This is a genomic window from Pseudomonas abietaniphila (genome assembly GCF_039697315.1).
Classification (GTDB): domain Bacteria; phylum Pseudomonadota; class Gammaproteobacteria; order Pseudomonadales; family Pseudomonadaceae; genus Aquipseudomonas; species Aquipseudomonas abietaniphila_B.
In genome coordinates, this window is record NZ_CP155619.1 from 1,935,799 (window position 1) to 1,957,779 (window position 21,981).

The following is a 21,981-nucleotide window of genomic DNA, read 5'->3' on the forward strand; positions in this document are numbered from 1 at the left end:
CGGGGCCTTCAGTCAGGTGGTTGCATCAGTGCTGTGGCCCCGATCCCTGTGCCAGACCGAACATCAACAACAACAGATCATGATCGGGTCGCGCCGGCAGCTCTACCTTTGCCACCCGTGGCAAAGGGCAATGCCCTTCGCCGTGGACTGCGCTCAGAATCTGTGGCCTGGGTTGCTCCCAGGCTGCCATGGCAATGGATGCAACACCCAACGCCCCGACCAAAAACAAACCTCGCGCCAGTTCTAACTTCATCGACCTAAACCTTTGATGGGGCTGCCAAACGCCGTCTCGTAAAAGTAGACGAGCTTCTTCCAGTCTGCTGGCTGGAACGACGAATGGCGACGCAGTTGTTTCATGTCGTGCTGAGCCGCGCCATAAGCGGTCAGACGCTGGCGGCACTTCTCTAGGTCCAGCAAGGCGACTTCAGGTTTGGCGTTTGCGCCCTCACCCACCACACGCACAAAAACGTGTTTGATGTAGATGCAGCTGTGCTGCCAGCGGCCCTTGTGCATACGGGCCAGGTTTTCAGCCAGTTCCTTGAGCATCTGCTCGTAAACCGCTTCACCGTACTGCTCGCGGCCGCCCGCTTTGAGCCAGTTTTCGAACTCGTCGTAGCCGTCCAGCGAGGCGGTAACCAGCAGCGCACGCCACTCGTTGTTCTCGTCACGCTCTGCGCCGCAGAAGACCATGCGGGGAACGTTAACGTTGAGTTGGCGCAAGCCTTCCAGCGCATCACGCTCGCGCAGAACCGTCGGACGACCGAACGGATGCAGCCAGCTGCGGTAGATGTGTCCTGTCTGGCGCTTCACATACAGCAGACGACCGTTCTCCGACACGACGCGCTGTACGCCACTTTCCCCTCCGCGGCGTACGTTGGGCTCTTCAACCCACTCACCACGAGTGTTCCAGAAATAGGCAAAACGGTCCTTGGCGGGAACGCTCGACTCTGCTGCAAAATCCACGGCCATCCTGTTACCTCTTACGTAATAGATACACACGCCACATGGCGTACAACGGCAGGAAGTCCAGTCGCTCCTGGATGCGAAATCCTGCCTGTTCAAATTCGGCTTCTACTGTTGCCACCGGTAACACAAAGCGGTTCTGGTAACCCTCTTGCTGACGGTTACGCTCCGCACGTTTGCGCTTCCATGCCTTGAAGTTGCCGTCGACCCAGAGCGATATGATCACGCTGTCACGGGTCACACGGTGAAACTCCTTCAGCAACACCGCTCTGTCCTGAGCGTTTCCAACGTGGTGCAGGAGTCGCATGCAAAAGATGCTGTCGACTGCATTGTCCGGCATATCGATAGCAAACGCAGAAGTCTGCAAGGGTTGTACCCGTTTGACCACCTCAGCGGGCTGTGACTCGCAAGCCGTCTTGACCATGGACGCCGAATTGTCGGCACCGATGATCACGCGATTGGCCTTTTCCGCCAACAATGGCCAGAAACGACCCGCACCGCATGGAAGATCGAGTACCAGTCCGGGCTCACCCGCCAATGCCAACGCGCGTCTGGCCAGTTGTTTGTCGCGACGATCAGACAACCGTCTTGCCAATCCGTCCTTGTGCTTGCGTAAATATTTTTTTGCGTGCTCGTCGTTATATTTACGCGAGAAATCCAGCTCGATCCGTTTGCTCATGGCCGTATCTCCTAAGGGTGATACGACGAAAACTAGGCGGATTTACGTGACTGTCAGGTCATGTAATTGTGAAAAAAACGTCCTTTGGTCGCCGCAAATGTTACGAGGTTTTTCCAGAAGATAGGGCTAGCATAGGGCCATGATCAGCATGATCGCAGCAACATTTACACTCTCTGTACAAACCGCACATTCAAGGGTCAGGGAGATCAGCCGGCCACTTTCCTGAGTTCTACCGTGAACCGGCAGCCATTTGGCTCCATCGTGTCGAGGGTCACCGTCCAGCCCTGGTTCTCGCAAATGCGTTGCACCAGCGACAGGCCCAGCCCCAGGCCTTCACCCCGTTGCTCGTTACCCCGAACGAATGGCTGGAACATTGCCTCCCGCTTTTCTTCGGGTATGCCGACACCCGAGTCTTCAACGGTGAAGCCCTGTGGCAGCAGCGTGAGGCGGATAAACCCTCGATCGGTGTAGTGAAGGGCGTTGCGCAACAGGTTGCCCATCACGGCGTACAAAAAGGTCGCGTTATAGGTGGTTTGAGACGCGTTGTCAGGGTGATATTCCAGCAACAGACCTTTGGCTTCGATGGGCTCGCGCCAAAGCGTCAAAAGCTGTTGTGCCGCCGCTTGCAACGACAGTTGCGGATTCATGCCCGCATCGTCCCGTTGAGTGCGCGCCAGCATGAGGAAAGTCTGCACCAGGTCGCGCATCTCTTCACACGCCCGCCCTACCCGTTCGACCTGTGCGCGGGCGCGCTGATCAAGCGCCGGGTTCTCCAGCAACAGTTCGCAGGAGCTGGCCAACACCATCAACGGTGTTCGCAACTCATGGCTCACGTCGCTGGTGAACATGCGCTCTCGGGTCAGGGCGTCGCGCAAGCGACCCAGGGTTGCGTCGAACGCCACGGCCAGCTCACCCACTTCGTCGGCGGCGTAATCCGGCGCAAGCGGCGGTGCGAGCCCGAGCAATTGATCCCGATGACGCACCTGACGCGCCAGCCGAACCACCGGCGCCATCACGCGGCGTGCAAGCACCCACCCCAGGAAAACCGCCAACGCCAGCGCCAGCACGAAACCGATCAGCACGACGGCAAACAGTACGCGCTCACGCTCTTCGAAATCGCTTTGATCCTGCAACAGCACGTAATGACGGCCGTCGACCACTTCCACCATGGCGTGATACGACAGCGGGCCACGAAACACCTCGTGAAACCCCGGCTCCAGATGGCGAAGGTCCTTGGGCAAATCAAAATCGCCAGGTCCGCCGCTGAAATAGAACAGTTGGTCCGGCTCCGGGCGATGGCTCCAGTCCTCGACACTGTCCATGAGCAGCAGGCGCGTCAGGTCACCGCCTAACCCGGCAGAAATCAGCTTTTCTTCAACCAGGTGCACCGTCGCGACGATACCCATGGCAAACGACCCCGCAACCAGCGCACTCATCAATGCAAAGGCAATGATGATCCGCTGCGCAAGGCTCTGCTTAAACTCCATCGCGGCCCTCGGCCAGGCGATACCCGACACCGTGCACGGTTTGCAGCAGAGGCTTGGCGAATGGCTTGTCGATCACCTGACGCAACTGGTGAACGTGGCTGCGCAGACTGTCGCTGTCCGGACAGTCATCGCCCCACAGCGCTTCTTCCAGCACTTCACGGCGCAGCACATGTGGGCTTTTCTGCATCAACACGGCCAGCAGCTTCAGACCCACCGGGTTGAGTTTGAGCAGACGACCCTCGCGGGTCACCTCCAGGGTGTCCAGGTCGTAAATCAGCTCGGCCACCTGCAAGGTCCGGCGACCGCCGCCCTGCGCACGACGCAACACCGCTTCTATCCGCGCAGCCAGTTCCGACAACGCGAACGGCTTGAGCAGGTAGTCGTCAGCACCCGAGCGGAAACCCTGCAGACGGTCATCGAGCTGGTCACGGGCGGTCAGCATGATCACGGGTGTATCGCGACGGGCATCCTCACGCAGACGTTTGCACAGCGTGTAGCCATCGATGCCCGGCAGCATGATGTCGAGCACGATCAAGTCGTAATGTTCGGTTGCGGCCAGATGCAGACCGGAAAGCCCGTCCTGGGCGCAATCGACGGTGTAGCCCTTCAAACCCAGGTAGTCGGCCAGGTTCGCCAGGATATCGCGGTTGTCTTCAACCAGCAGAATTCTCATGGGCGCATGTCTCCCTATACGGATGTCGGCATGACCTGGCGCGGTCCCGTGTTGCGGACTCATTCAGGTCAGAGTTGGCGGCAGCTTACGGCCAAGCGCGCCAGAGGGCCAGCTTCGCCGTGCATAACGTTTTTTTCACTCCCGGTTCACAGACCGCCGACAGCCTTCAACCCACACTGCCGAATGCTCTCGGTCTACCTTGCGAGCCCCTCCTCGCCACAACACGGGATTCACCATGTCTGAAGTCTTCGCACGGCCCGCTTCACGCCCGATCAACCTGTGGGTATATCTCGGCATTCCAGCGGTGACCGCCCTTGTCTTGCTGTTATTGGAACTGACGTCGCTGGACATGGACATCGCCAAGCTGGCCTATGACCCGTCCGCTGGCGGATTCATCGGCAAGCACAGTTATTTTCTGGAAAACGTGTTGCACGACCGGGCGAAACAGGTGGTCATTGCGCTGGGTGTGCTGTCGTTCGCCGGCTTTGTCGCTTCTTTTTTTATAGGAAAGCTCAAACCCTGGAAACGTGAATTAGGTTGTCTGGTGCTGTCGATGGCCCTGTCGACAAGTTTCGTAACGCCGATGAAAGCCGTCACGGCGGTGCAATGCCCATGGAGCCTGACGGAGTTTGGCGGCCAGGAGCAGTACAGCGAGCTGCTGAGCCCGCGTCCTCAGACGGACAAGCCGGGTCGTTGCTGGCCAGGCGGTCATGCGGCGACCGGTTTTACGTTGTTTGCGCTGTTCTTTGTGTTTCGTGATCGCAAGCCGCGCCTGGCCAAAGCGGGCCTGATCTTCGCGTTTGGCCTCGGGACCGTGTTCTCGGTAGGGCGAATGCTGCAGGGCGCGCACTTTTTCTCGCACAACATCTGGACGGCGGTGTTCTGTTGGCTGATCTGTCTGGGAGCTTATTACGCTGTGCTCTACCGGCCGGTGGGTAAGAAGGAGAAGGTGTTGGGGGGTGAGCCGGTTTCGGGCTAGCGCTTTGTTTGCTGATGCCGCTGTGGGATTTGTGTGGATATCCGGTAGTTGCGGTGGTGCTGCGTTTTTTGGTTCGTCCTAACGTCCGAACTGTTCCGCCTTCGGCGGGTTACTTGATAAGCCCCCAAGCAACCAAGGGTCCTAGCTCCTGGTTTGGCGACTCCTTCGTCGTCGTACCCTCTCTCCGGCGACGCTCCGTGGGCCCGCCGCCATCGGCCATCCATGGCCGGGGGCGGCTCTCGCGGCATCCATGCCGCTCGGCCCACTCCACGCCACCTGCGTTCAGCCTGCACCCAAGTCGCGTTTGGCGGTGTCTGCCCTGTCGCGTACAAGAGCAACGCTGGCTGGAGCTAACGCTCTTCGCATTTTGATCCGTGCAACACTCTCCCGCACTTCACCCTTATCTGGACTGCGCCATTAACTGTAGGAGCGCGCTTGCCCGCGATCTGCCGGGAACCGGCAGCAAGACCTGTGCATGCAGGGTGTCAGGCAGAATCGAGTCGCCTTGTTTTGCTACCGCTACGCGGTAGATCGCGGGCAAGCGCGCTCCTACAGGAACTGCATCAACCTTACGTTTCTGTTTCTGGTCTGGAGCTAACGCTCTTCGCTTTTTGATTCGTGCATCCATCTCCCTCGCCCCACTTCTGAGAGTAGGAGCGTGGCTTGTCCCGCGATCTGCCGGGCACCGGCAGCAAATCCAGAGCATGCGGTGTATCTGGTACAACCGAGTCGCCTGATTTTGCTACCGCTGCGCGGTAGATCGCGGGACGAGTCTGTTCTGGTCAAGTAATCCCGGACACCGGTTACGGTAATCAAGCTGCCTGCTGCTCCATGGCTATTGGCGACAGGTAGTTGTTGTAGCTGTGGAGCCTGGTTCGGTTGTATCGCATAAAGAAGCTGGTCATGTCCCGTCTGGCTTCTTCGATCTCTGTATAGCCCTTGGCGGGTACCCATTCTGATTTGAGCGTGCCAAAGAATCGCTCCGTCGGCGCATTGTCCCAGCACTGGCCTCTGCGGCTCATGCTTTGGGTGATGCCATGCTCAAGCAGTCCAGCCTGGAAGCGTTGGCTGGTACTGGCAGCCTTGATCCGAATGAAACATCAGACCTGCATGCCTGCCTCGTACTTCTACCGCCATCCTGAGCGCTTTGGTGACCAGGTTGGCGTCATTGATCAGAGAAAATGCCCACCCAACGACTCGTCGGGCGAACAGGTCGATGACCACGGCCAAGTGGTACCAACGTTTCCCGACCATCAGACTGGTAACGTCGCCGCACCAGACCTGATTGATGGCTGCTGGCTGAAAATTACGTTCAAGCAGATTCTTGGCCACAAATGCCTCAACCCCTCTGGAGCGATACGGGTGGCGACGGCGCTGCCTGCTGGTCAGGTTTGCCTCTGCCATGAGTTTTCCAGCCAGATACCTTCCAACCCTGAGCTGCTGGGCCTTCAAACACTGAGAAATCATTCTCGCCCCCGCACTTTCTCTGCTTTCAGCATGCAATTGCACGACCTTTGCCCGGAGCACGTCACGCTTGGCATCCGGCGCTGAACGACGATGAAGCCAGTCATAGAACGCGCTGCGAGAAACGCCCAGCGCGTCACAAAGCTGGCAGGTCGGATACGAGCCTGACTCTCTCAGCTCCTCGATCAGGAAAAACGATCGGGATCCGACATTAAGAGAGCGGTAGCCTTTTTTAAGATTTCGGCCTCGGTCTCAAGGCGTTTGATCTTGGCGCGTAACTGCTGGAGTTCTCGCTGCTCATCGCTGATCGCCTTGGTGCCTGCAACGGGCTGTCCTTTTTGGCGTTCTTTACGAACCTGATCAACCCAGCGGCGCAGAGCCGTAGGACCGACGTCCATTGATGCGCAGACATCGGGAACCGAACAGTTATCGTCAAGAACCATGCTTGCAGCACGTTGCTTGAACTCGCGGGTATAGGTCTTTCGTTCTTGCATGGAACCTCCTGAATAGGCGAATCATATCGCCCTTAAGAGGTGTCCGAGATCATTAGGCCAGTTCAGCCACACTCCTACAGGAACTGCATCAACCTTACGTTTCTGTTTCTGGTCTGGAGCTAACGCTCTTCGCTTTTTGATTCGTGCATCCATCTCCCGAACTCCACTGCTGAGAGTAGGAGCGTGGCTTGTCCCGCGATCTGCCGGGCACCGGCAGCAAATCCAGTGCATGCGGCGTATCTGGCACAACCGAGTCGCCTGATTTTGCTACCGCTGCGCGGTAGATCGCGGGACGAGCCATGCTCCTACAGGAACTGCATCAACCTTACGTTTCTGTTTCTGGTCTGGAGCTAACGCTCTTCGCTTTTTGATTCGTGCATCCATCTCCCTCGCTCCACTTCTGAGAGTAGGAGCGTGGCTTGTCCCGCGATCTGCCGGGCACCGGCAGCAAACCCAGTGCATGCGGTGTATCTGGTACAACCGAGTCGCCTGATTTTGCTACCGCTGCGCGGTAGATCGCGGGACGAGCCACGCTCCTACGCCTTCGGCAGAGGCAGAGGCAGAGCAGCAAGCTGCTCCTGCTCTCGCTTTTGATCTTCATACCGCGAACTTCCAGACACCGCAAAACGCGACTTGGGTGCAGGCTGAACGCAGGTGGCGCGGAGTGGGCCAAGCGGCAGGGATGCCGCGAGAGCGCCGTCAGGACATGGATGTCCGTTCGGCGCGGGCCACGGAGCGTCGCCGGAGTGAAGGTACCTCGACGAAGTCGAGGCCAATCCAGGAGCAAATGGTTTTGGTTACTTTTCCCGAAAGAAAAGTGACCCGCTGTAAGAGCGGAACCATCATCCGCGCCGCCGCAGATAACAGATATACACCCCACCCCAAAGCCACCAACCCCCAAACAGCGTCCATAAAAAAACCCCGCCGAAGCGGGGTTTTTCTTACAGCTAAAAGCGGGTAGGGCCGACTTACATCATGCCGCCCATGCCACCCATGCCGCCCATGTCTGGCATACCACCACCAGCTGGCTTGTCTTCTGCCACATCAGCGATCATCGCTTCGGTGGTGATCATCAGACTGGCAATGGAGGACGCCGCCTGCAGAGCAGAACGGGTCACTTTAGCCGGGTCCAGAATACCCATTTCGATCATGTCGCCGTACTCGCCGGTCGCAGCGTTGTAACCGAAGTTACCCGAACCCTGCTTGACCTTGTCGACCACAACGCTTGGCTCGTCGCCGGAGTTGGCAACGATCTGACGCAGAGGCGCTTCAACAGCACGACGCAGCAGAGCGATACCGACGTCCTGATCGGCGTTGTCGCCTTTCAGTTCGGAGATAGCTTGCAGCGAGCGAACCAGTGCCACGCCACCGCCAGGTACCACGCCTTCTTCAACGGCTGCACGGGTAGCGTGCAGGGCGTCTTCAACGCGGGCTTTCTTCTCTTTCATTTCAACTTCGGAACCGGCACCGACCTTGATCACAGCAACGCCGCCGGACAGCTTGGCCAGACGCTCTTGCAGTTTCTCTTTGTCGTAGTCCGACGAAGTGTCACCGATTTGCTGACGGATCTGAGCGATACGACCGTCGATGTCAGCTTTAACGCCAGCACCGTCGATGATGGTGGTGTTTTCTTTGTTCAGCACGACGCGCTTGGCGTTACCCAGGTGCTCCAGGGTAGTGCTTTCCAGGCTCAGACCGATCTCTTCGGAGATAACGGTACCGCCGGTCAGGACAGCGATGTCCTGCAGCATGGCCTTGCGACGATCGCCGAAGCCTGGTGCCTTGACGGCAGCGACTTTGACGATACCGCGCATGTTGTTCACAACCAGAGTCGCCAGGGCTTCGCCTTCAACGTCTTCGGCAACGATCAGCAGAGGACGGCCGGCTTTGGCAACGGCTTCCAGGACTGGCAGCATTTCGCGGATGTTGGAGATCTTCTTGTCAACCAGCAGCAGCAGCGGGCTGTCCAGCTCGGCAACCATGGTGTCCGGCTTGTTGATGAAGTACGGGGACAGGTAGCCACGGTCGAACTGCATGCCTTCTACAACCGACAGTTCGTTTTCCAGACCCGAACCTTCTTCAACGGTGATAACGCCGTCTTTGGTCACTTTTTCCATGGCTTCGGCAATGATGTCGCCGATGGAATTGTCGGAGTTGGCCGAGATAGTACCGACCTGGGCGATTGCCTTGGTGTCGGTGCAAGGCTTGGACAGCAACTTCAGCTGAGCAACGATGGCGATGGTCGCCTTGTCGATGCCGCGCTTGAGGTCCATCGGGTTCATGCCGGCAGCGACGGCTTTCAGGCCTTCGTTGACGATGGCTTGAGCCAGAACGGTAGCAGTGGTGGTACCGTCACCAGCATCGTCGTTCGCACGGGAGGCAACGTCTTTGACCAGCTGCGCGCCCATGTTTTCGAAACGGTCTTTCAGTTCGATTTCTTTGGCAACCGATACACCGTCTTTGGTGATCAGCGGAGCGCCGAAGCTTTTCTCGATGATGACGTTACGGCCTTTCGGGCCCAGGGTCGCTTTTACTGCGTCAGCCAGGACGTTCACACCGGCGAGCATTTTTTTACGGCCAACGTCGCCGAACTTAACTTCTTTAGCAGCCATGATCGATATTCCTTAAATACTTTGTAGTAACGGGAAAATACGGGGTATCAACTCAGCCTTCGACGACCGCGAGAATTTCGTTCTCGCTCATCACCAGCAGGTCTTCGCCGTCAACTTTCACAGTGTTGCTGCCGGAGTAAGGGCCGAACACCACTTTGTCACCCACTTTCACGGCCAGCGCACGTACTTCACCGTTGTCCAGGATGCGACCGGCACCGACAGCGATGATTTCGCCACGGTTTGGTTTCTCAGCAGCCGAACCAGGCAGCACGATACCGCCAGCAGTTTTGGTTTCTTCTTCGCTGCGACGGATTACGACGCGGTCATGCAGAGGACGAAGCTTCATTGTCGATCTCCTAATTATGGTTTTTGAACGCCCGGTGTTGGCACCGGCGGGTTAAAACATCCGGGCTTGCCGGTTACGGTTCGCGAGCGAACCGCAGAATACGGTCTGACGAAATGCGCCAGAAACCTTGCGGTGACCCATACATAAGGGCGGGCAAGCTGATTACAAGGCTCACCGAAGAAATTTTTTAAGGGAATCGAGGTCATGGAAGCGAACACGGCACCCGAAGGTGCCGTGTGGATCAAGCCGTGGAATCACTTTTTGTCGAGCGGCTCGAACTCGCCCTCGATCACTTCGCCTTCGATCACTTCAGGCTGACGTGAAGCGGGACGGCCGGCGCCCGGACTCGATCCTGCAGAACGCAAGTCGTCCGCGAACGCACGCTGGCGGGTCGCCGAAGCCTCGGCGCGCTGGCGTACCTTGTTCACCAGCAGGCGGCGGGTAAACGGCATCAGGCAGATCAGGCCCAAAACGTCGCTGATGAAACCCGGCAGCACCAGCAGGCCGCCACCGACGGTCATCATCAGTCCATCCATCATCTGCTGAGCGGGCAATTCGCCTCGCGCCAGACTCTCACGGGCGCTCATGGCCGTCGCAAGACCGGCGACACGGACCACGAAAACGCCAAGCATGGAGCCTGCGACAACCAGCAGGAACGTCGCCAGGAAGCCGATGGACATTCCGACTTTCACCAGCACGAACAGCTCGATCACTGGAAAAAGCAATAAAAGCAGTAAAAAAGCGCGCATCAAATCAGTTCCTCAACGGAAGGAGTCTTCCAGTAGACACTAGGTGATGTCGCAAGGTTGTAAATTCAAGCCTCGGCGGCTTCAGCGGTCGGCCATTTTTCTGCGTGAGCCAGCTGAACCAGGGCCTGGCGGACTTGTGTCGGCGTATTACAAGGTTCCGGAAACGCCAGCCAGTACAGCCCCTGCCCCACGCGCAGGTGCATGCCTTCGCTGTCGATGCCGACCAATGTGGCAGGTTCGGTCTGCGGCAGGCCGGCCAGCTCGACATAGTGAGCAATGGCCTTGGCGTGGTCGTCGTTCATGTGCTCGACCATGCTGGTTTCTGCGGCGCCCGCAAACGGATTGGCCAGGGCGACGTCGTCGAGCCAGTGAATCGCGCCAAAACCGCCGATGTATCGGTACCGCACCGGCGCGAGTACCCAGAAATCAAAATCGTGAGCGCTGTGATAGCTCTCCGACTCAGGGAAGTAGCGGTAATAACGCTGTGCTGCGGCTTCGACGGCCGCCCCATCCGTGACCTTTTGCGCCTCGGCCATGACCGTGACGCGCCCCACCGCCTGGACATCCTCGGCATCGCGCTCGCCCACCAGCATCGAGCACTTTGGGTCGCGCTGCAGGTTATGAGTGTGCTGGGCGATGCGGCTGATCAGGATCAGCGGCCGCCCTTGATCGTCCAGGCAATACGGCACCACGGAGCCGAAAGGAAACCCCGGCATCGACTTGGAGTGGGTCGACAGCACACCGCGATACTCCTTGAGCAGCAATGCTCGGGCTTGCCGGTTGGCGTTGGCGCTCATGGTGTGGCTCCTGAAGTGAATCGACGACTATATAAAGGTACGCAGCAGCGTGCTGGAGTTGAGGCTCCAAGATAATCGTAATCGTTGCGAGGTGCCAGATTGGCGAGGCGTGACGATTTTGCGGAGAGATCGCGTAAAAATTCTGAGGATCAGTCGCGAGCGCTGTGGGAGTGAGCTTGCTCACGAAGCGGCCAGTACATCCGGCGAACATGCTTCGAAAGCCATGACGCATCGCGAGAAAGCTCGCTCCTACAGGATCTGATACCGCAAGCCGACTGAAAATCGACCTTGCGGGCCCACTATAAAGAAAGCGCTTTACCAGGCCACGCCGAAACCAGCGGTGTATCGGGTCTTGTCCAGATCGCCGTCGTCAGAGCCACTGATGACGTTTTTCTCGGCCTTGAGGTTGAGCGACGCCCACTCGGTGACTTTGTAACGCAGACCGATCTCCGTATCCAGGCTGTAGTCCGCCACGCCGCTGATAGGCTTGCCCAGTTCGCCGTTGGTGAAGAACTCTACTTTCTTGCCGATCAGGTAGCGGTTGTAGTCCCAGGTGCCGGAAACCGAATAGAAGTTGTCTTTCTCGCCGTTGGAATATTCGAAGTCAGTGCGGTTAAGCAGTGTCCCGACCTTGAATGCACCCAACTCGTCGTCCCAGAACTGATAGCCCGGACCGGTACCGACCGTGCGCTGACGACGCAGGTCTTCGACGTTGTCGTGCTTGTAGGTAAACCGACCGTCCCAGAACCACTTGTCGGTGATAAACCGATCAATGGAGTACTCGGCCTTCCAGTTGTCGATGGTGGTGTCTTCGTCCTGCGTCTCGCGGTTGTACTCACCTTCGGCATTGTGACGCCATCTGCCATGAGTCGCGGAGGTCTTGAACGCGATGTTGTAATCGTCGGTGTCTTTGTCGGCCCGCTGGAAGTCCAGCGCCGCGTCAACGTTACCCTTCCAGACCAGATCGGTGACGACCGGCTTGGGCTTCATGATCTGCTGGATGCTCGCCAGGTCGACGGTCTTCGGCGCGTCGCCGTTGGCCAGCGTGACCTTGCCATCGTCGGCGGCATGCAGCGACTTGGAGATCTCGCCGGTGTAGGCGTCTTGCTTGACCAGCAGGTGCTGATCGCTTTCCAGCGTCTTGACTTCCTTCCAGTCCAAAGGAATATCGCCTGCATATTTGGTATTGAGCAGTAATTTCCCACCGTCGAAGACCTTGATGGTCCCGGTCAGCTTGTCACCGTTCTTCAACCAGACGGTGTCGGCGAGCAAGGGAGTGGAAGCACTGGTAATGGCAAGGCACAACAAGGTTCTGGACAACATAGGGAACGACAGGGCTCTGGTTCGCGGAGAATCGGGCATTATCCTTGCGGACAACGTCAAGGCAATCGAAGGACCGCCAGCACAGGTATCAATGACCGTAGGAAATTTCCCTAGTTCCTTATCGAAAATTCCCGTTGGTCCTACAATCAGGAACGAATCCGTGATCGAACACTCTGCACCGATACATGATCCTGCTGGCCAATCGCCCTCAGAGGCCCGGCGCACGGCGCTTTACCTGACATTGCACCAAGTGCCTGAAGGCAAAGTGGTCAGTTATGGTCAATTGGCAGAACTGGCAGGTTTAGGACGAGCGGCACGCTTCGTGGGCAGAACCTTGAGTCAGTTACCCGACGGCAGCACCCTGCCCTGGCATCGGGTGCTGGGCGCGGGCGGAAAGCTGAGCCTGGCGGCAGGAACCGTGTCGGGTGAAGAACAAAGGGCGCGATTGCGCGCCGAAGGGGTGACCATCCGTAACAATCGTGTGGATATGACACGTCATGGCTGGCGTCCGACAGAGCACAACGGTTAGAGTGCGCGCTTTGTTTACGTAAACTGAGGCAGACTCCAGCCCATGCCCCGCAAAACCTGGCGCGCCGCGCTCGCCGCATATGCCAGCCCCTCCACGTTAGTGCTGTTGTTGCTCGGCTTCGCTGCGGGCATGCCTTATATGTTGGTGTTCTCCACCCTCTCGGTCTGGCTGCGTGAAGCCGGTGTCGCTCGGGAAACCATCGGCTATGCCAGCCTGATTGGCCTCGCCTATGCCTTCAAATGGGTATGGTCACCGCTGCTCGATCAATGGCGACTGCCGCTGCTCGGCAAACTGGGACGGCGGCGTTCCTGGCTGGTGCTCTCACAGACGCTGGTGACACTGGGGCTGATCGGCATGGGTTTCTGCGACCCGCAACAGCATCTGTCATGGCTGATCGCAATTGCCGTGCTAGTGGCCTTTTCGTCCGCCACGCAGGACATCGCCATCGATGCGTACCGCCTGGAGATCGCTTCCGACAGCCAGCAAGCCACGCTCGCCGCCAGCTACATGGCGGGCTACCGCGTTGCCGCCCTGCTCGCCACCGCCGGCGCGCTGTATTTCGCCGAAGGCTTCGGCTCTACGGGCTTCGCTTATAAACACTCGGCCTGGACCGGCACTTACGTGTTGTTCGGCTTGTTGATGCTACCCGCGCTGATCACCACATTGATCATGCGCGAACCCGCCGTACCGTTGCGCACGCAATTGTCGGCGGCGCGTTACGGTTTCGTGCATCAGCTTGCGTCAGTGTTCGTGTTGATCATCCTGCTGGTGTCGGTGCCAGCGATGTTCACTCAGTTGTACAACACCGATTTCGCCAGCGTGCTGTTCGAAGGCACCACCTGGAAAAGCCTGCTGATGGAAGACCGTGCCTTCTTGCGCGCGATCCTCTACACGCTGCTGACCGCCGCTTGCCTGTCGTCCATGGGCCGTCGGGGGCTGGCACCTGTCCTGACGCCGGTCAACGACTTCATCCTGCGGTATCGCTGGCAGGCCTTTCTTCTGTTGGGGCTGATCGCGACCTATCGCATGTCCGACACCGTGATGGGTGTGATGGCCAACGTGTTCTACATCGATCAGGGCTTCACCAAGGATCAGATCGCCAGTGTGAGCAAGATCTTCGGTCTGGTGATGACACTGGCCGGTGCTGCGTTCGGCGGACTGGCCATTGTCCGCTTTGGCATCCTGCCCATCCTGTTCATTGGTGGCGCGACGTCGGCGGCCACCAACCTGCTGTTCCTGATGCTGGCCGACATGGGCCCGAACCTGAAGATGCTGATCGTCACGATCTCGCTGGACAACTTCAGCTCCGGCCTTGCGACGTCGGCATTCGTGGCCTACCTGTCGAGCCTGACCAACCTCAAGTTCTCGGCCACGCAGTACGCGCTGCTGAGCTCGATCATGCTGCTGTTGCCGCGCTTGATCGGCGGGTATTCAGGGGTGATGGTGGAGAAGCTCGGTTACCACAACTTCTTCCTGGCGACCGCGCTGATGGGCGTACCGACCCTGTTCATGATCGCCATCCACTGGGTGCAGGAGGCACGCAAGGAAAAGCGCGACGAGGACCAGAAGCCCGTTGAAACGCAGGTGAGCGAACAGCCCTGATATTCGCTCCTACAGTGATCCATGATGTGCCGGCACCCAACAAAAAGCCCCGGACTCTCACGAGCCGGGGCTTTTTCGTTTCAACAGCCTTGATCAGCGCTGTGTCACGGCTTCCTGCTGTTCCTGCACCACACGCACCACGCGTTGCGGGAACGGGATGTCGATGTCGGCGGCGCGCAAGCGATCGCGGATCTCCGCATTGAAGCGGTTTGAAACCTCACCGAAGTCTCCGGTTTTGGTCCAGACCCGCAACGACACGGTGATCGAGCTGTCGCCCAATGCCGCGACCACGGCCTGTGGCGCAGGGTCCTGCAGCACTCGCGGATCGTCGGCCATGTCCATCAACACTTGAAGCGCCTGCTTTAGGTCCGCGTCGTAATCGATGCCCACGTCGAAGGTGATCTTGCGGGTCGGCTGACGGTTGGTGTTGGTGATGATGCCGTTGGACAGATTGCCGTTGGGCAGGATCACTGTCTTGTTGTCGCCGGTGCGGATGATCGTGTGGAAGATCTGAATACTGTCCACGGTGCCCGCCACGCCTTGCGCTTCGATCCAGTCACCGATGCGAAACGGGCGGAACAGCAGAATCAGCACGCCACCGGCGAAATTCGCCAGGCTACCCTGCAACGCCAGACCGATGGCCAGGCCGGCCGCACCGATGGCGGCGACGAACGATGTGGTTTCGACGCCGATCATCGAGGCGACGCTGACGATCAGCAAGATCTTCAGAATGATATTGGCCAGGCTGCTGATGAAGCCTTGCAGCGCGAGGTCAACGTGACGGTAAGCCAACAGCGCGACCACCTTGGTGGTCAGCTTGTTGATCAGCCACCAGCCCACCAGCAACACCACGAGTGCCAACAGGACTTTGCTGCCGTACTGCATGACCATGGGAAGCCAGGCCTGGGAAGCCTTGACCAGGTGATCCACCTGGCCGTTCAAATCCAAATCCATTCATTTCTCCTCGCGGTCGCGAAAACGGAAGACGGAAACGACCGCGGTTCAAAGCGCCGCCGTTTCCGAGGGACCTGCACTCGGACGCGCACAAACCCATCGGGTTCCCACGCAGAGGCAAATCAGGAAGGCGATCAGTCGCGGAAGTTGTTGAATTGCAGCGGCATGCCGAACTCTTTGGCGCGCAGGGCCGCGATGGCTTCCTGCAGGTCGTCACGCTTCTTGCCGGTCACGCGCACTTGCTCGCCCTGGATGGCAGCCTGGACCTTGAGCTTGGCTTCTTTGATATGCGCGACAATCTTCTTGGCCAGCTCCTTGTCGATCCCTTCCTTGAGCGTGGCTTCCTGCTTCATGACCTTGCCGGACGCGAAGGGATCCTTCAGTTCAAGGCATTGCACGTCGATCTTGCGCTTGACCAACGCCAGCTTAAGGATCTCGATCATCGCTTCGAGCTGAAAGCCTTCTTCGGCGGTCATCTTGATCAGCAGGTCTTTTTCCGTGAACTCGAAGCTGCCTTTGCCTTTGAGATCGTAGCGGCGGTCCAGCTCCTTGATCGCGTTGTCGACGGCATTCGTGACTTCGTGTTTATCCAGTTCGGACACTACGTCGAACGAGGGCATGTAGATTCTCCAATTGATACGGCGCGGCTCGACATGGAAATGGAGCACGCCTGACTTGACGGTATGAAAGCTCGGTCATTATAACGAGACTTTTCCCCCATTCATGTGAGCCTGCGGTGTCGATTTTGTTTTCCTTGTTGCTCACGCTCACCGACCTGCGGCGCAACGTCTCTTGAATACGACCCTCTGGCACATCCTCGGCGCTGGTAGCCTTGGCAGTTTGTGGGCGACACGACTGGTTCGCGCGGGGCTGCCGGTGCGGCTGATTTTGCGTGATGCGACCCGCCTTGGTGCTTACGCAAGCAAAGGCGGACTGACGCTCAGTGAGCATGGCCAGCGCCTGACGCTCGACATCGCGGCACAGACCGTCGACGACGATGAGCCCATTCAACGCCTGCTGGTGGCCTGCAAGGCCTACGATGCCGAGCGCGCCGTGGCGAGCATCGCGCCGCGCCTGAGACCCGGTGCAGAGCTTCTGCTGCTGCAAAACGGCCTCGGTAGCCAGGACGCCGTTGCCGCGCTTGTCCCTCAGACGCGGTGCCTGTTCGTTTCCAGCACGGAAGGTGCGTTTCGGGATGAAGACTTCAGTGTGGTGTTCGCCGGAAACGGCTTCAATTGGCTCGGCGATGCGCAGAACGGTGCCGCACCCGTCTGGCTCAATGAACTGAGCCTTGCAGGCATACCACACCAATGGTCGTCGAACATCCTCGACCGGCTGTGGCGCAAGCTCGCGCTGAACTGCGCAATCAATCCGTTGACGGTGTTGCACGACTGCCGCAACGGCGACCTGCTGCTGCATCGCGAAGAAGTCGACGCATTGTGCGACGAACTGGTTGAGGTGCTGCAAACCTGCGGCCAGCCAGAGGCTGCCGTCGGGTTGCACGCCGAGGTCACCCGGGTCATCCAGGCCACGGCAGCCAACTACTCCTCGATGTACCAGGACGTCGCGCAGGGTCGCCGAACGGAAATCAGCTATTTGCTCGGGCACGTTTGCACCTCCGCCCGACAGCACGGCTGCCATGCGCCCTACTTGAACCGGATACGCGAACAGTTGATTGCTCATCTGCAAGCCCGAGGCCTGCCGAGCAACTAGCCCCGGAGACCGGACGGCTACCGGGCTTGCGCCAGACCATTTCAAAGGTTCGGGTTTGCGCAGGCCCCGAACAGCGCTAACCTGCCTGTTCCTCATTCGCCAGTGACTTTGCCAATGCCATTGCGCCAGCGCCTCGAAAACCTGCCGGTCGGCCAAAAGCTGTTGGCCGCCCTGCTGGTCCTGTTGACCACCGTTCTGCTGGTCGCCAACCTGACGTTCATCAGCGCCGCCTATTACATTTCCCAGGAAGCCATGGCGCCGCAGGCGTTGCAGACCATCGGCCGACTGATCAGCAACCCCGGCCTGTCAGACCAGGCGTTGTCGTCGCCGTACAACGCCCAGGCGCTGCTCAAGGAGTTGAAAAATTACACCCCGTTGCGCGCCGCCGCCGTGTATGACACAAACGGCAACCGCCTCGCCCAGGTTCAGCAAGGTGACAAACTGCGCCTGCCGGACCATTACCGCAATCTCGAAAGCTGGCGCATCACCGAGTTTCGCAACACCCAGGTCATTCCAATCCCGAAACCGGGTCAGGCGCCGGGCCATCTGTTGCTGGTCGCCAGCAGCGAACTGCCGACCGCTTTCTATACCGGCACGCTGACTGCCAGTCTTGGCATTCTGATCTTTAGCGTGCTGCTGTGGGCGGGCGTCGCGCGGCAGATCCGGCGGTTCATCACCGAGCCGATCTATCAGCTGGAACAGCTTTCGCGCAGGGTCACCCGCGAAGAGAACTACGCGTTGCGCGCGGGCACCGGCAACCGCGACGAAATCGGCTCGCTGGCTGAAGCCTTCAACACCATGCTGTCGCGAATGGAAGCCCGCGAGCAGCAACTCAAGCGTGCGCGCGACGAGTCTCAGGAGGCTTACGATCAGGCGCAGGGGCTCGCGGAGGAAACCCGCCACACCAACCGCAAGCTGGAGCTGGAAGTCCAGGTACGAAGCAAGATCGAGAAAAAACTCACGGGCTTTCAGAACTACCTCAACAGCATCATCGACTCCATGCCCTCCGCGCTGATTGCCCTGGACGAACAGCTGTATGTCACGCAGTGGAACCAGGAAGCCGGCGCACTTTCCGGCACGCCGCTGGACGAAGCGCTGAACCAGCCGATTTTCCTCGCGTTCCCGCCGATGAAGTCGTTCCTGCCGCAGATCAAGCAGACCGTCGAGCGCCACACGGTGACCAAGATCGAGCGGGTGACGTGGGTCAAGGGAGAAGTCACGCGGCATTACGCGCTGACGTTTTATCCACTGACCGGCGGCGCCGGGCGTGGCGTGGTGATCAGGATCGACGACATCACGCAGCGCCTGTCGCTGGAAGACATGATGGTGCAATCGGAAAAAATGCTGTCGGTCGGCGGACTCGCGGCGGGCATGGCGCACGAAATCAATAACCCGCTGGGCGCGATCATGCACAACGTGCAGAACATTCGTCGGCGTCTGTCGCCGGACCTGCCAAAGAACCAGGAACAGGCCGAACAAGAGGGCGTGGAATTGAGCGCGGTGAATCAATACCTCAGCGCGCGCGAGGTGCCGCAGTTGCTGGACGGCATTCAACAGGCTGGCGCGCGTGCGGCCAAAATCGTCAGCCACATGCTCAGTTTCAGCCGGCGCAGCAACCGGCAGATGGCGCCCTGCGACCTGCCGGCACTGATCGACCAGGCCGTGGAAATCGCCAGCAACGACTTCGACCTGACCATCGGGTTCGACTTCAAGGGTCAGAACATCATTCGCCAGTTCGACCCCAAACTCGGCCCGGTACCGGGCACCGCCAACGAACTGGAACAGGTCCTGCTCAACCTGCTCAAAAATGCCGCACAGGCCATTCACCAACGCGAAAACGAAAAAGAGCCGGGGCGCATCATTCTGCGTACCCGCCTGAATCCGCCATGGGCTGAGATCCAGGTAGAGGACAACGGTGTCGGGATGTCCGAGGCCGTGCGCAAACGCACCTTCGAGCCGTTCTTCACGACCAAGGAGATCGGTCAGGGCACCGGCCTCGGCTTGTCGGTCTCGTATTTCATCATCACCAATAACCACAAAGGCCAGATGGAAGTGCACTCCACCCTCGGCCAGGGCACCTGCTTCACGCTGCGCCTGCCATTGGCGGGCAACCCGATGAACGTGCCCGCCCCACAGATCATTGGTCAGAACGACCGGGAGTAAAACCATGGGATTTCGCTTGTCGAAGATTTACACGCGCACCGGCGACAAAGGTGAAACCGGGCTGGGGGATGGTCGCCGCGTGACCAAAGACCATCCTCGGGTTGAGGCCATCGGCGAAGTCGATACCTTGAACAGCCAACTGGGTTTGCTGCTGGCGGGACTACGCGACCAAGTGGCTGCGGTGCCCGCGATGCAGGAAGTCATCGACGCACTGGCGCCCTGTCAGCACCGGTTGTTCGACCTGGGCGGCGAACTGGCGATGCCGACCTACCAGGCGTTGAACGCGGCGGAAATCGAGCGGCTGGAAACAGCGATTGATCTCTGGAACGAAGAACTCGGGCCCCTTGAGAACTTCATCCTGCCGGGCGGTTCGGCGCTGATCGCTCAGGCACATGTATGCCGCAGCCTGGCCCGCAGCGCCGAGCGACGCTGTCAGCACCTCAACGCCATCGAGCCACTGGCCGGCGTGGGCATGGCGTACATCAATCGGTTGTCGGACTTGCTGTTCGTCGCGGCCCGCATCATTGCGCGGCGGCAAGGTGTGGCGGAGATTTTGTGGGAGCCGGCGAAGAAGCCTGAGTGATCACAAAAACTGTAGGAGCGTAGCTTGTCCCGCGATCTGCCGGGAACCGGCAGCCATCCGGTAAACGCAGTGTGTCTGGCGGACCGAGTTTACCGGGGTTGCGGCGGGTTCCCCCCCGATCGCGGGACAAGCCACGCTCCTACAGGTGGTTGATGTCAGTTATCTGGCCAGAACGCCCGGATCCCGGCCACGCCTTGCGCGCCGCTCTCCCACGCCTGCTGACGCTCCGCCGGGCCAACGCCGCCCAACAGATAAACCGGCTTGCTGAAGCCTTCGATCAACTCGCGCGCTTTTTCCCAACCCAGCGGTTGCGCATCGGGATGCGTCTGGGTCGGCTGAATCGGGGACAGCGTGACGAAATCCACGCCCATCTGTTCGGCCAGCGACAACTCTTCGGCGTTATGGCAGGAGGCCGCCAGCCAGCGCTCTTCAGGGAACGGACGGCCCTTGCTGGCGTATTTGCGTAGTTGCTTGCTTGTCAGATGCCAACCTGCGGCCGGAAAGTCACCCAGCCACTCCAGCGGGCCTTTGAGCATCAGTTGCGCCTTTCCTGCACAGAGCCCGACGGCGTCCACTGCCACATCGCGGTACTTCGGGTCATAGCCATTCGGGGCGCGCAATTGAATCAGCTTGATACCGCCTGCAATCGCCTTCTGCATCCCCTGCAACAACTTCGGGGTCTCGAGGGCGTCCGGCGTGATCAGGTATTCGCCCGGCAGGCGCGCCGCCGCGACGATTGGCTGATTCGCCGCTGGAAATTCATAGCTGGTCAACTCGCGGTTCGACACCCAGGCCAGCGGCTGGCCTTCGGCGCCATGGGGCTCGCCGGTGAACGAGGAGACTTCCCAGACATCCAGCAACACTTGCTTGTCCGGGTAATCGTGTTTGATCTTGATCAGCGGGCGCGCCGCCACGACGGCGATGCCCAGTTCTTCTTTCAGCTCACGGGCCAAGGCTACCTGGACGGTTTCGTCCGGCTCGACCTTGCCACCGGGAAACTCCCACAAACCGCCCTGATGCTGTTTGTCAGCGCGTCGGGCAATGAGAATCTTGCCGTCGGTGCCACGAATGACCGCGGCGGCTACATGGACTCGTTTCACATTCAACCTTCCTCTAAACCTGCCTGCTGCCAGCGCTTGAATGCAGGCCATTGGTAAATCGTCTCGACATACGCGGCCGCGTCGGCTGGCAACTCGACGCGATACGTGCGCAGGCGCACGGCGACCGGTGCAAAGAACGCATCGATGATGCCTGGCTTGCCAAACAGGAACGGCCCGCTTTCCTTCGACGCCGAACGGCACTCGGCCCACAGCGCGATGACGCGGTCGATGTCGGTTTGCGCCTCTACGGGAATCACTTCAAGCGCTTCGTCACGACGCAGATCCATGGGCAGGTTCGAACGCAGCCCCATGAAGCCGCTGTGCATCTGTGCGCACGCCGAACGCGCCTGCGCCCGGGCCGCCGTGTCAGCTGGCCATACGCCGGCCTTGGGGAACAGTTCGGCCAGGTATTCGCAGATCGCCAGCGAGTCGATGATGGTGCCGTGCTCGCTCTTGAGTGCAGGGACCTTGCCGCTGGGCGAGTGTTCTCGGATCAGCCGATCGGTGTCGGCCTGATTCAAGCGGATGACCTGATCGGTGAAGGGCGCACCGATCATCTCCAGCACCAGCCACGGGCGCATGGACCAGGAGGAATAGCGTTTGTCGCCGATGATCAGATGCAGGCTCATGGTCTAGCTCCGTTGAACATACGATGTCTCAACATTGCGGTAGCGAATTCATTCGCGATGAGGGTTTCCAGACGATGGATTTACGTCGACCGCCCTGGCCTCTCGCGAATGAATTCGTTCCCACAGATTTAGCGCAAGGGTC

At 59.2% G+C, this 21,981-nt stretch carries 23 protein-coding genes; 6 read left to right on the plus strand and 17 right to left on the minus strand.

Annotated features, from left to right (window positions below):
* Positions 1-25: 25 nt before the first annotated feature.
* From ABDX87_RS08505 to colR, 5 genes are all read right to left on the minus strand, one after another.
* On the minus strand, positions 26-253 hold the full coding sequence (locus ABDX87_RS08505) for a hypothetical protein (protein WP_346832484.1): 228 nt from the start codon (positions 251-253) through the stop codon (positions 26-28).
* Complete coding sequence (locus tag ABDX87_RS08510; RefSeq protein ID WP_346832485.1) at positions 250-969, minus strand: lipopolysaccharide kinase InaA family protein; 720 nt, start codon at positions 967-969, stop codon at positions 250-252. Before ABDX87_RS08510 ends, ABDX87_RS08505 begins: the two co-directional genes overlap by 4 nt.
* A gap of 4 nt (positions 970-973) precedes the next feature.
* Positions 974-1,642 carry a class I SAM-dependent methyltransferase gene (locus tag ABDX87_RS08515; RefSeq protein WP_346832486.1) on the minus strand — a complete coding sequence of 223 codons (669 nt, stop codon included), beginning with the start codon at positions 1,640-1,642 and terminating at the stop codon, positions 974-976.
* A 206-nt stretch (positions 1,643-1,848) separates the two neighbouring features.
* On the minus strand, positions 1,849-3,129 hold the full coding sequence (locus ABDX87_RS08520; protein WP_346832488.1) for a sensor histidine kinase: 1,281 nt from the start codon (positions 3,127-3,129) through the stop codon (positions 1,849-1,851).
* The gene (gene colR / locus ABDX87_RS08525; RefSeq protein WP_074755446.1) at positions 3,119-3,802 is read right to left on the minus strand and encodes a two-component system response regulator ColR; all 684 of its coding nucleotides are present in this window, start codon (positions 3,800-3,802) and stop codon (positions 3,119-3,121) included. The genes ABDX87_RS08520 and colR overlap by 11 nt, the downstream gene beginning before the upstream one ends.
* Positions 3,803-4,037: 235 nt before the next feature.
* On the opposite strand from colR, the gene ABDX87_RS08530 reads away from it, so the two are divergent.
* Positions 4,038-4,781, plus strand: a complete 744-nt coding sequence (locus tag ABDX87_RS08530; RefSeq protein WP_346832489.1) for a phosphatase PAP2 family protein — start codon at positions 4,038-4,040, stop codon at positions 4,779-4,781.
* A gap of 812 nt (positions 4,782-5,593) precedes the next feature.
* Here ABDX87_RS08530 and ABDX87_RS08535 read toward each other — a convergent pair.
* The 8 genes from ABDX87_RS08535 to ABDX87_RS08570 form a co-directional block, all read right to left on the minus strand.
* A complete protein-coding gene (locus tag ABDX87_RS08535) occupies positions 5,594-5,803 on the minus strand; it encodes an integrase core domain-containing protein (RefSeq protein ID WP_431061217.1) in 210 nt (69 codons plus the stop codon).
* Positions 5,804-5,822: 19 nt separating this feature from the next.
* Entirely contained in the window at positions 5,823-6,434 is a 612-nt protein-coding gene (locus tag ABDX87_RS08540; RefSeq protein ID WP_346833466.1) for an IS3 family transposase, read from the minus strand.
* Entirely contained in the window at positions 6,431-6,739 is a 309-nt protein-coding gene (locus tag ABDX87_RS08545; RefSeq protein ID WP_004376391.1) for a transposase, read from the minus strand. Before ABDX87_RS08545 ends, ABDX87_RS08540 begins: the two co-directional genes overlap by 4 nt.
* Positions 6,740-7,707: 968 nt before the next feature.
* Entirely contained in the window at positions 7,708-9,351 is a 1,644-nt protein-coding gene (gene groL, locus ABDX87_RS08550) for a chaperonin GroEL (protein WP_346832490.1), read from the minus strand.
* Between the two features lie 52 nt (positions 9,352-9,403).
* Positions 9,404-9,697, minus strand: coding sequence for a co-chaperone GroES (locus ABDX87_RS08555; protein ID WP_062384143.1), 294 nt, complete (start codon positions 9,695-9,697; stop codon positions 9,404-9,406).
* Between the two features lie 254 nt (positions 9,698-9,951).
* The gene (locus ABDX87_RS08560; protein ID WP_346832491.1) at positions 9,952-10,446 is read right to left on the minus strand and encodes an FxsA family protein; all 495 of its coding nucleotides are present in this window, start codon (positions 10,444-10,446) and stop codon (positions 9,952-9,954) included.
* 65 nt (positions 10,447-10,511) lie between these two features.
* Positions 10,512-11,243 (minus strand): HugZ family protein, encoded by a 732-nt coding sequence (locus tag ABDX87_RS08565; RefSeq protein WP_346832492.1) that lies wholly within the window; start codon positions 11,241-11,243, stop codon positions 10,512-10,514.
* Between the two features lie 315 nt (positions 11,244-11,558).
* Positions 11,559-12,566 carry a DUF481 domain-containing protein gene (locus ABDX87_RS08570; RefSeq protein ID WP_346832493.1) on the minus strand — a complete coding sequence of 336 codons (1,008 nt, stop codon included), beginning with the start codon at positions 12,564-12,566 and terminating at the stop codon, positions 11,559-11,561.
* A 160-nt stretch (positions 12,567-12,726) separates the two neighbouring features.
* On the opposite strand from ABDX87_RS08570, the gene ABDX87_RS08575 reads away from it, so the two are divergent.
* Together ABDX87_RS08575 and ABDX87_RS08580 are read left to right on the plus strand one after the other, a co-directional pair.
* On the plus strand, positions 12,727-13,095 hold the full coding sequence (locus ABDX87_RS08575; RefSeq protein WP_431061218.1) for an MGMT family protein: 369 nt from the start codon (positions 12,727-12,729) through the stop codon (positions 13,093-13,095).
* A gap of 42 nt (positions 13,096-13,137) precedes the next feature.
* Positions 13,138-14,697 carry an AmpG family muropeptide MFS transporter gene (locus ABDX87_RS08580; protein ID WP_346832494.1) on the plus strand — a complete coding sequence of 520 codons (1,560 nt, stop codon included), beginning with the start codon at positions 13,138-13,140 and terminating at the stop codon, positions 14,695-14,697.
* Between the two features lie 93 nt (positions 14,698-14,790).
* On the opposite strand, the gene ABDX87_RS08585 is transcribed toward ABDX87_RS08580, so the two are convergent.
* Together ABDX87_RS08585 and ABDX87_RS08590 are read right to left on the minus strand one after the other, a co-directional pair.
* Positions 14,791-15,645 (minus strand): mechanosensitive ion channel family protein, encoded by an 855-nt coding sequence (locus tag ABDX87_RS08585; RefSeq protein WP_346833468.1) that lies wholly within the window; start codon positions 15,643-15,645, stop codon positions 14,791-14,793.
* Positions 15,646-15,785: 140 nt separating this feature from the next.
* Positions 15,786-16,271 (minus strand): YajQ family cyclic di-GMP-binding protein, encoded by a 486-nt coding sequence (locus tag ABDX87_RS08590; protein WP_074755432.1) that lies wholly within the window; start codon positions 16,269-16,271, stop codon positions 15,786-15,788.
* A gap of 172 nt (positions 16,272-16,443) precedes the next feature.
* Here ABDX87_RS08590 and ABDX87_RS08595 point away from each other — a divergent pair, with 172 nt between their 5' ends.
* From ABDX87_RS08595 to ABDX87_RS08605, 3 genes are all read left to right on the plus strand, one after another.
* Complete coding sequence (locus ABDX87_RS08595) at positions 16,444-17,364, plus strand: putative 2-dehydropantoate 2-reductase (RefSeq protein WP_346832495.1); 921 nt, start codon at positions 16,444-16,446, stop codon at positions 17,362-17,364.
* A 114-nt stretch (positions 17,365-17,478) separates the two neighbouring features.
* Positions 17,479-19,527: a sensor histidine kinase gene (locus tag ABDX87_RS08600; protein WP_346832496.1), complete on the plus strand. Its 2,049-nt coding sequence runs from the start codon at positions 17,479-17,481 to the stop codon at positions 19,525-19,527.
* A gap of 4 nt (positions 19,528-19,531) precedes the next feature.
* Positions 19,532-20,110, plus strand: a complete 579-nt coding sequence (locus tag ABDX87_RS08605; protein ID WP_346832498.1) for a cob(I)yrinic acid a,c-diamide adenosyltransferase — start codon at positions 19,532-19,534, stop codon at positions 20,108-20,110.
* Between the two features lie 155 nt (positions 20,111-20,265).
* On the opposite strand, the gene ABDX87_RS08610 is transcribed toward ABDX87_RS08605, so the two are convergent.
* The gene (locus ABDX87_RS08610) at positions 20,266-21,210 is read right to left on the minus strand and encodes a Nudix family hydrolase (RefSeq protein WP_346832499.1); all 945 of its coding nucleotides are present in this window, start codon (positions 21,208-21,210) and stop codon (positions 20,266-20,268) included.
* A gap of 2 nt (positions 21,211-21,212) precedes the next feature.
* Positions 21,213-21,839, minus strand: a complete 627-nt coding sequence (locus tag ABDX87_RS08615) for a glutathione S-transferase family protein (RefSeq protein ID WP_346832500.1) — start codon at positions 21,837-21,839, stop codon at positions 21,213-21,215.
* Positions 21,840-21,981 lie beyond the last annotated feature (142 nt).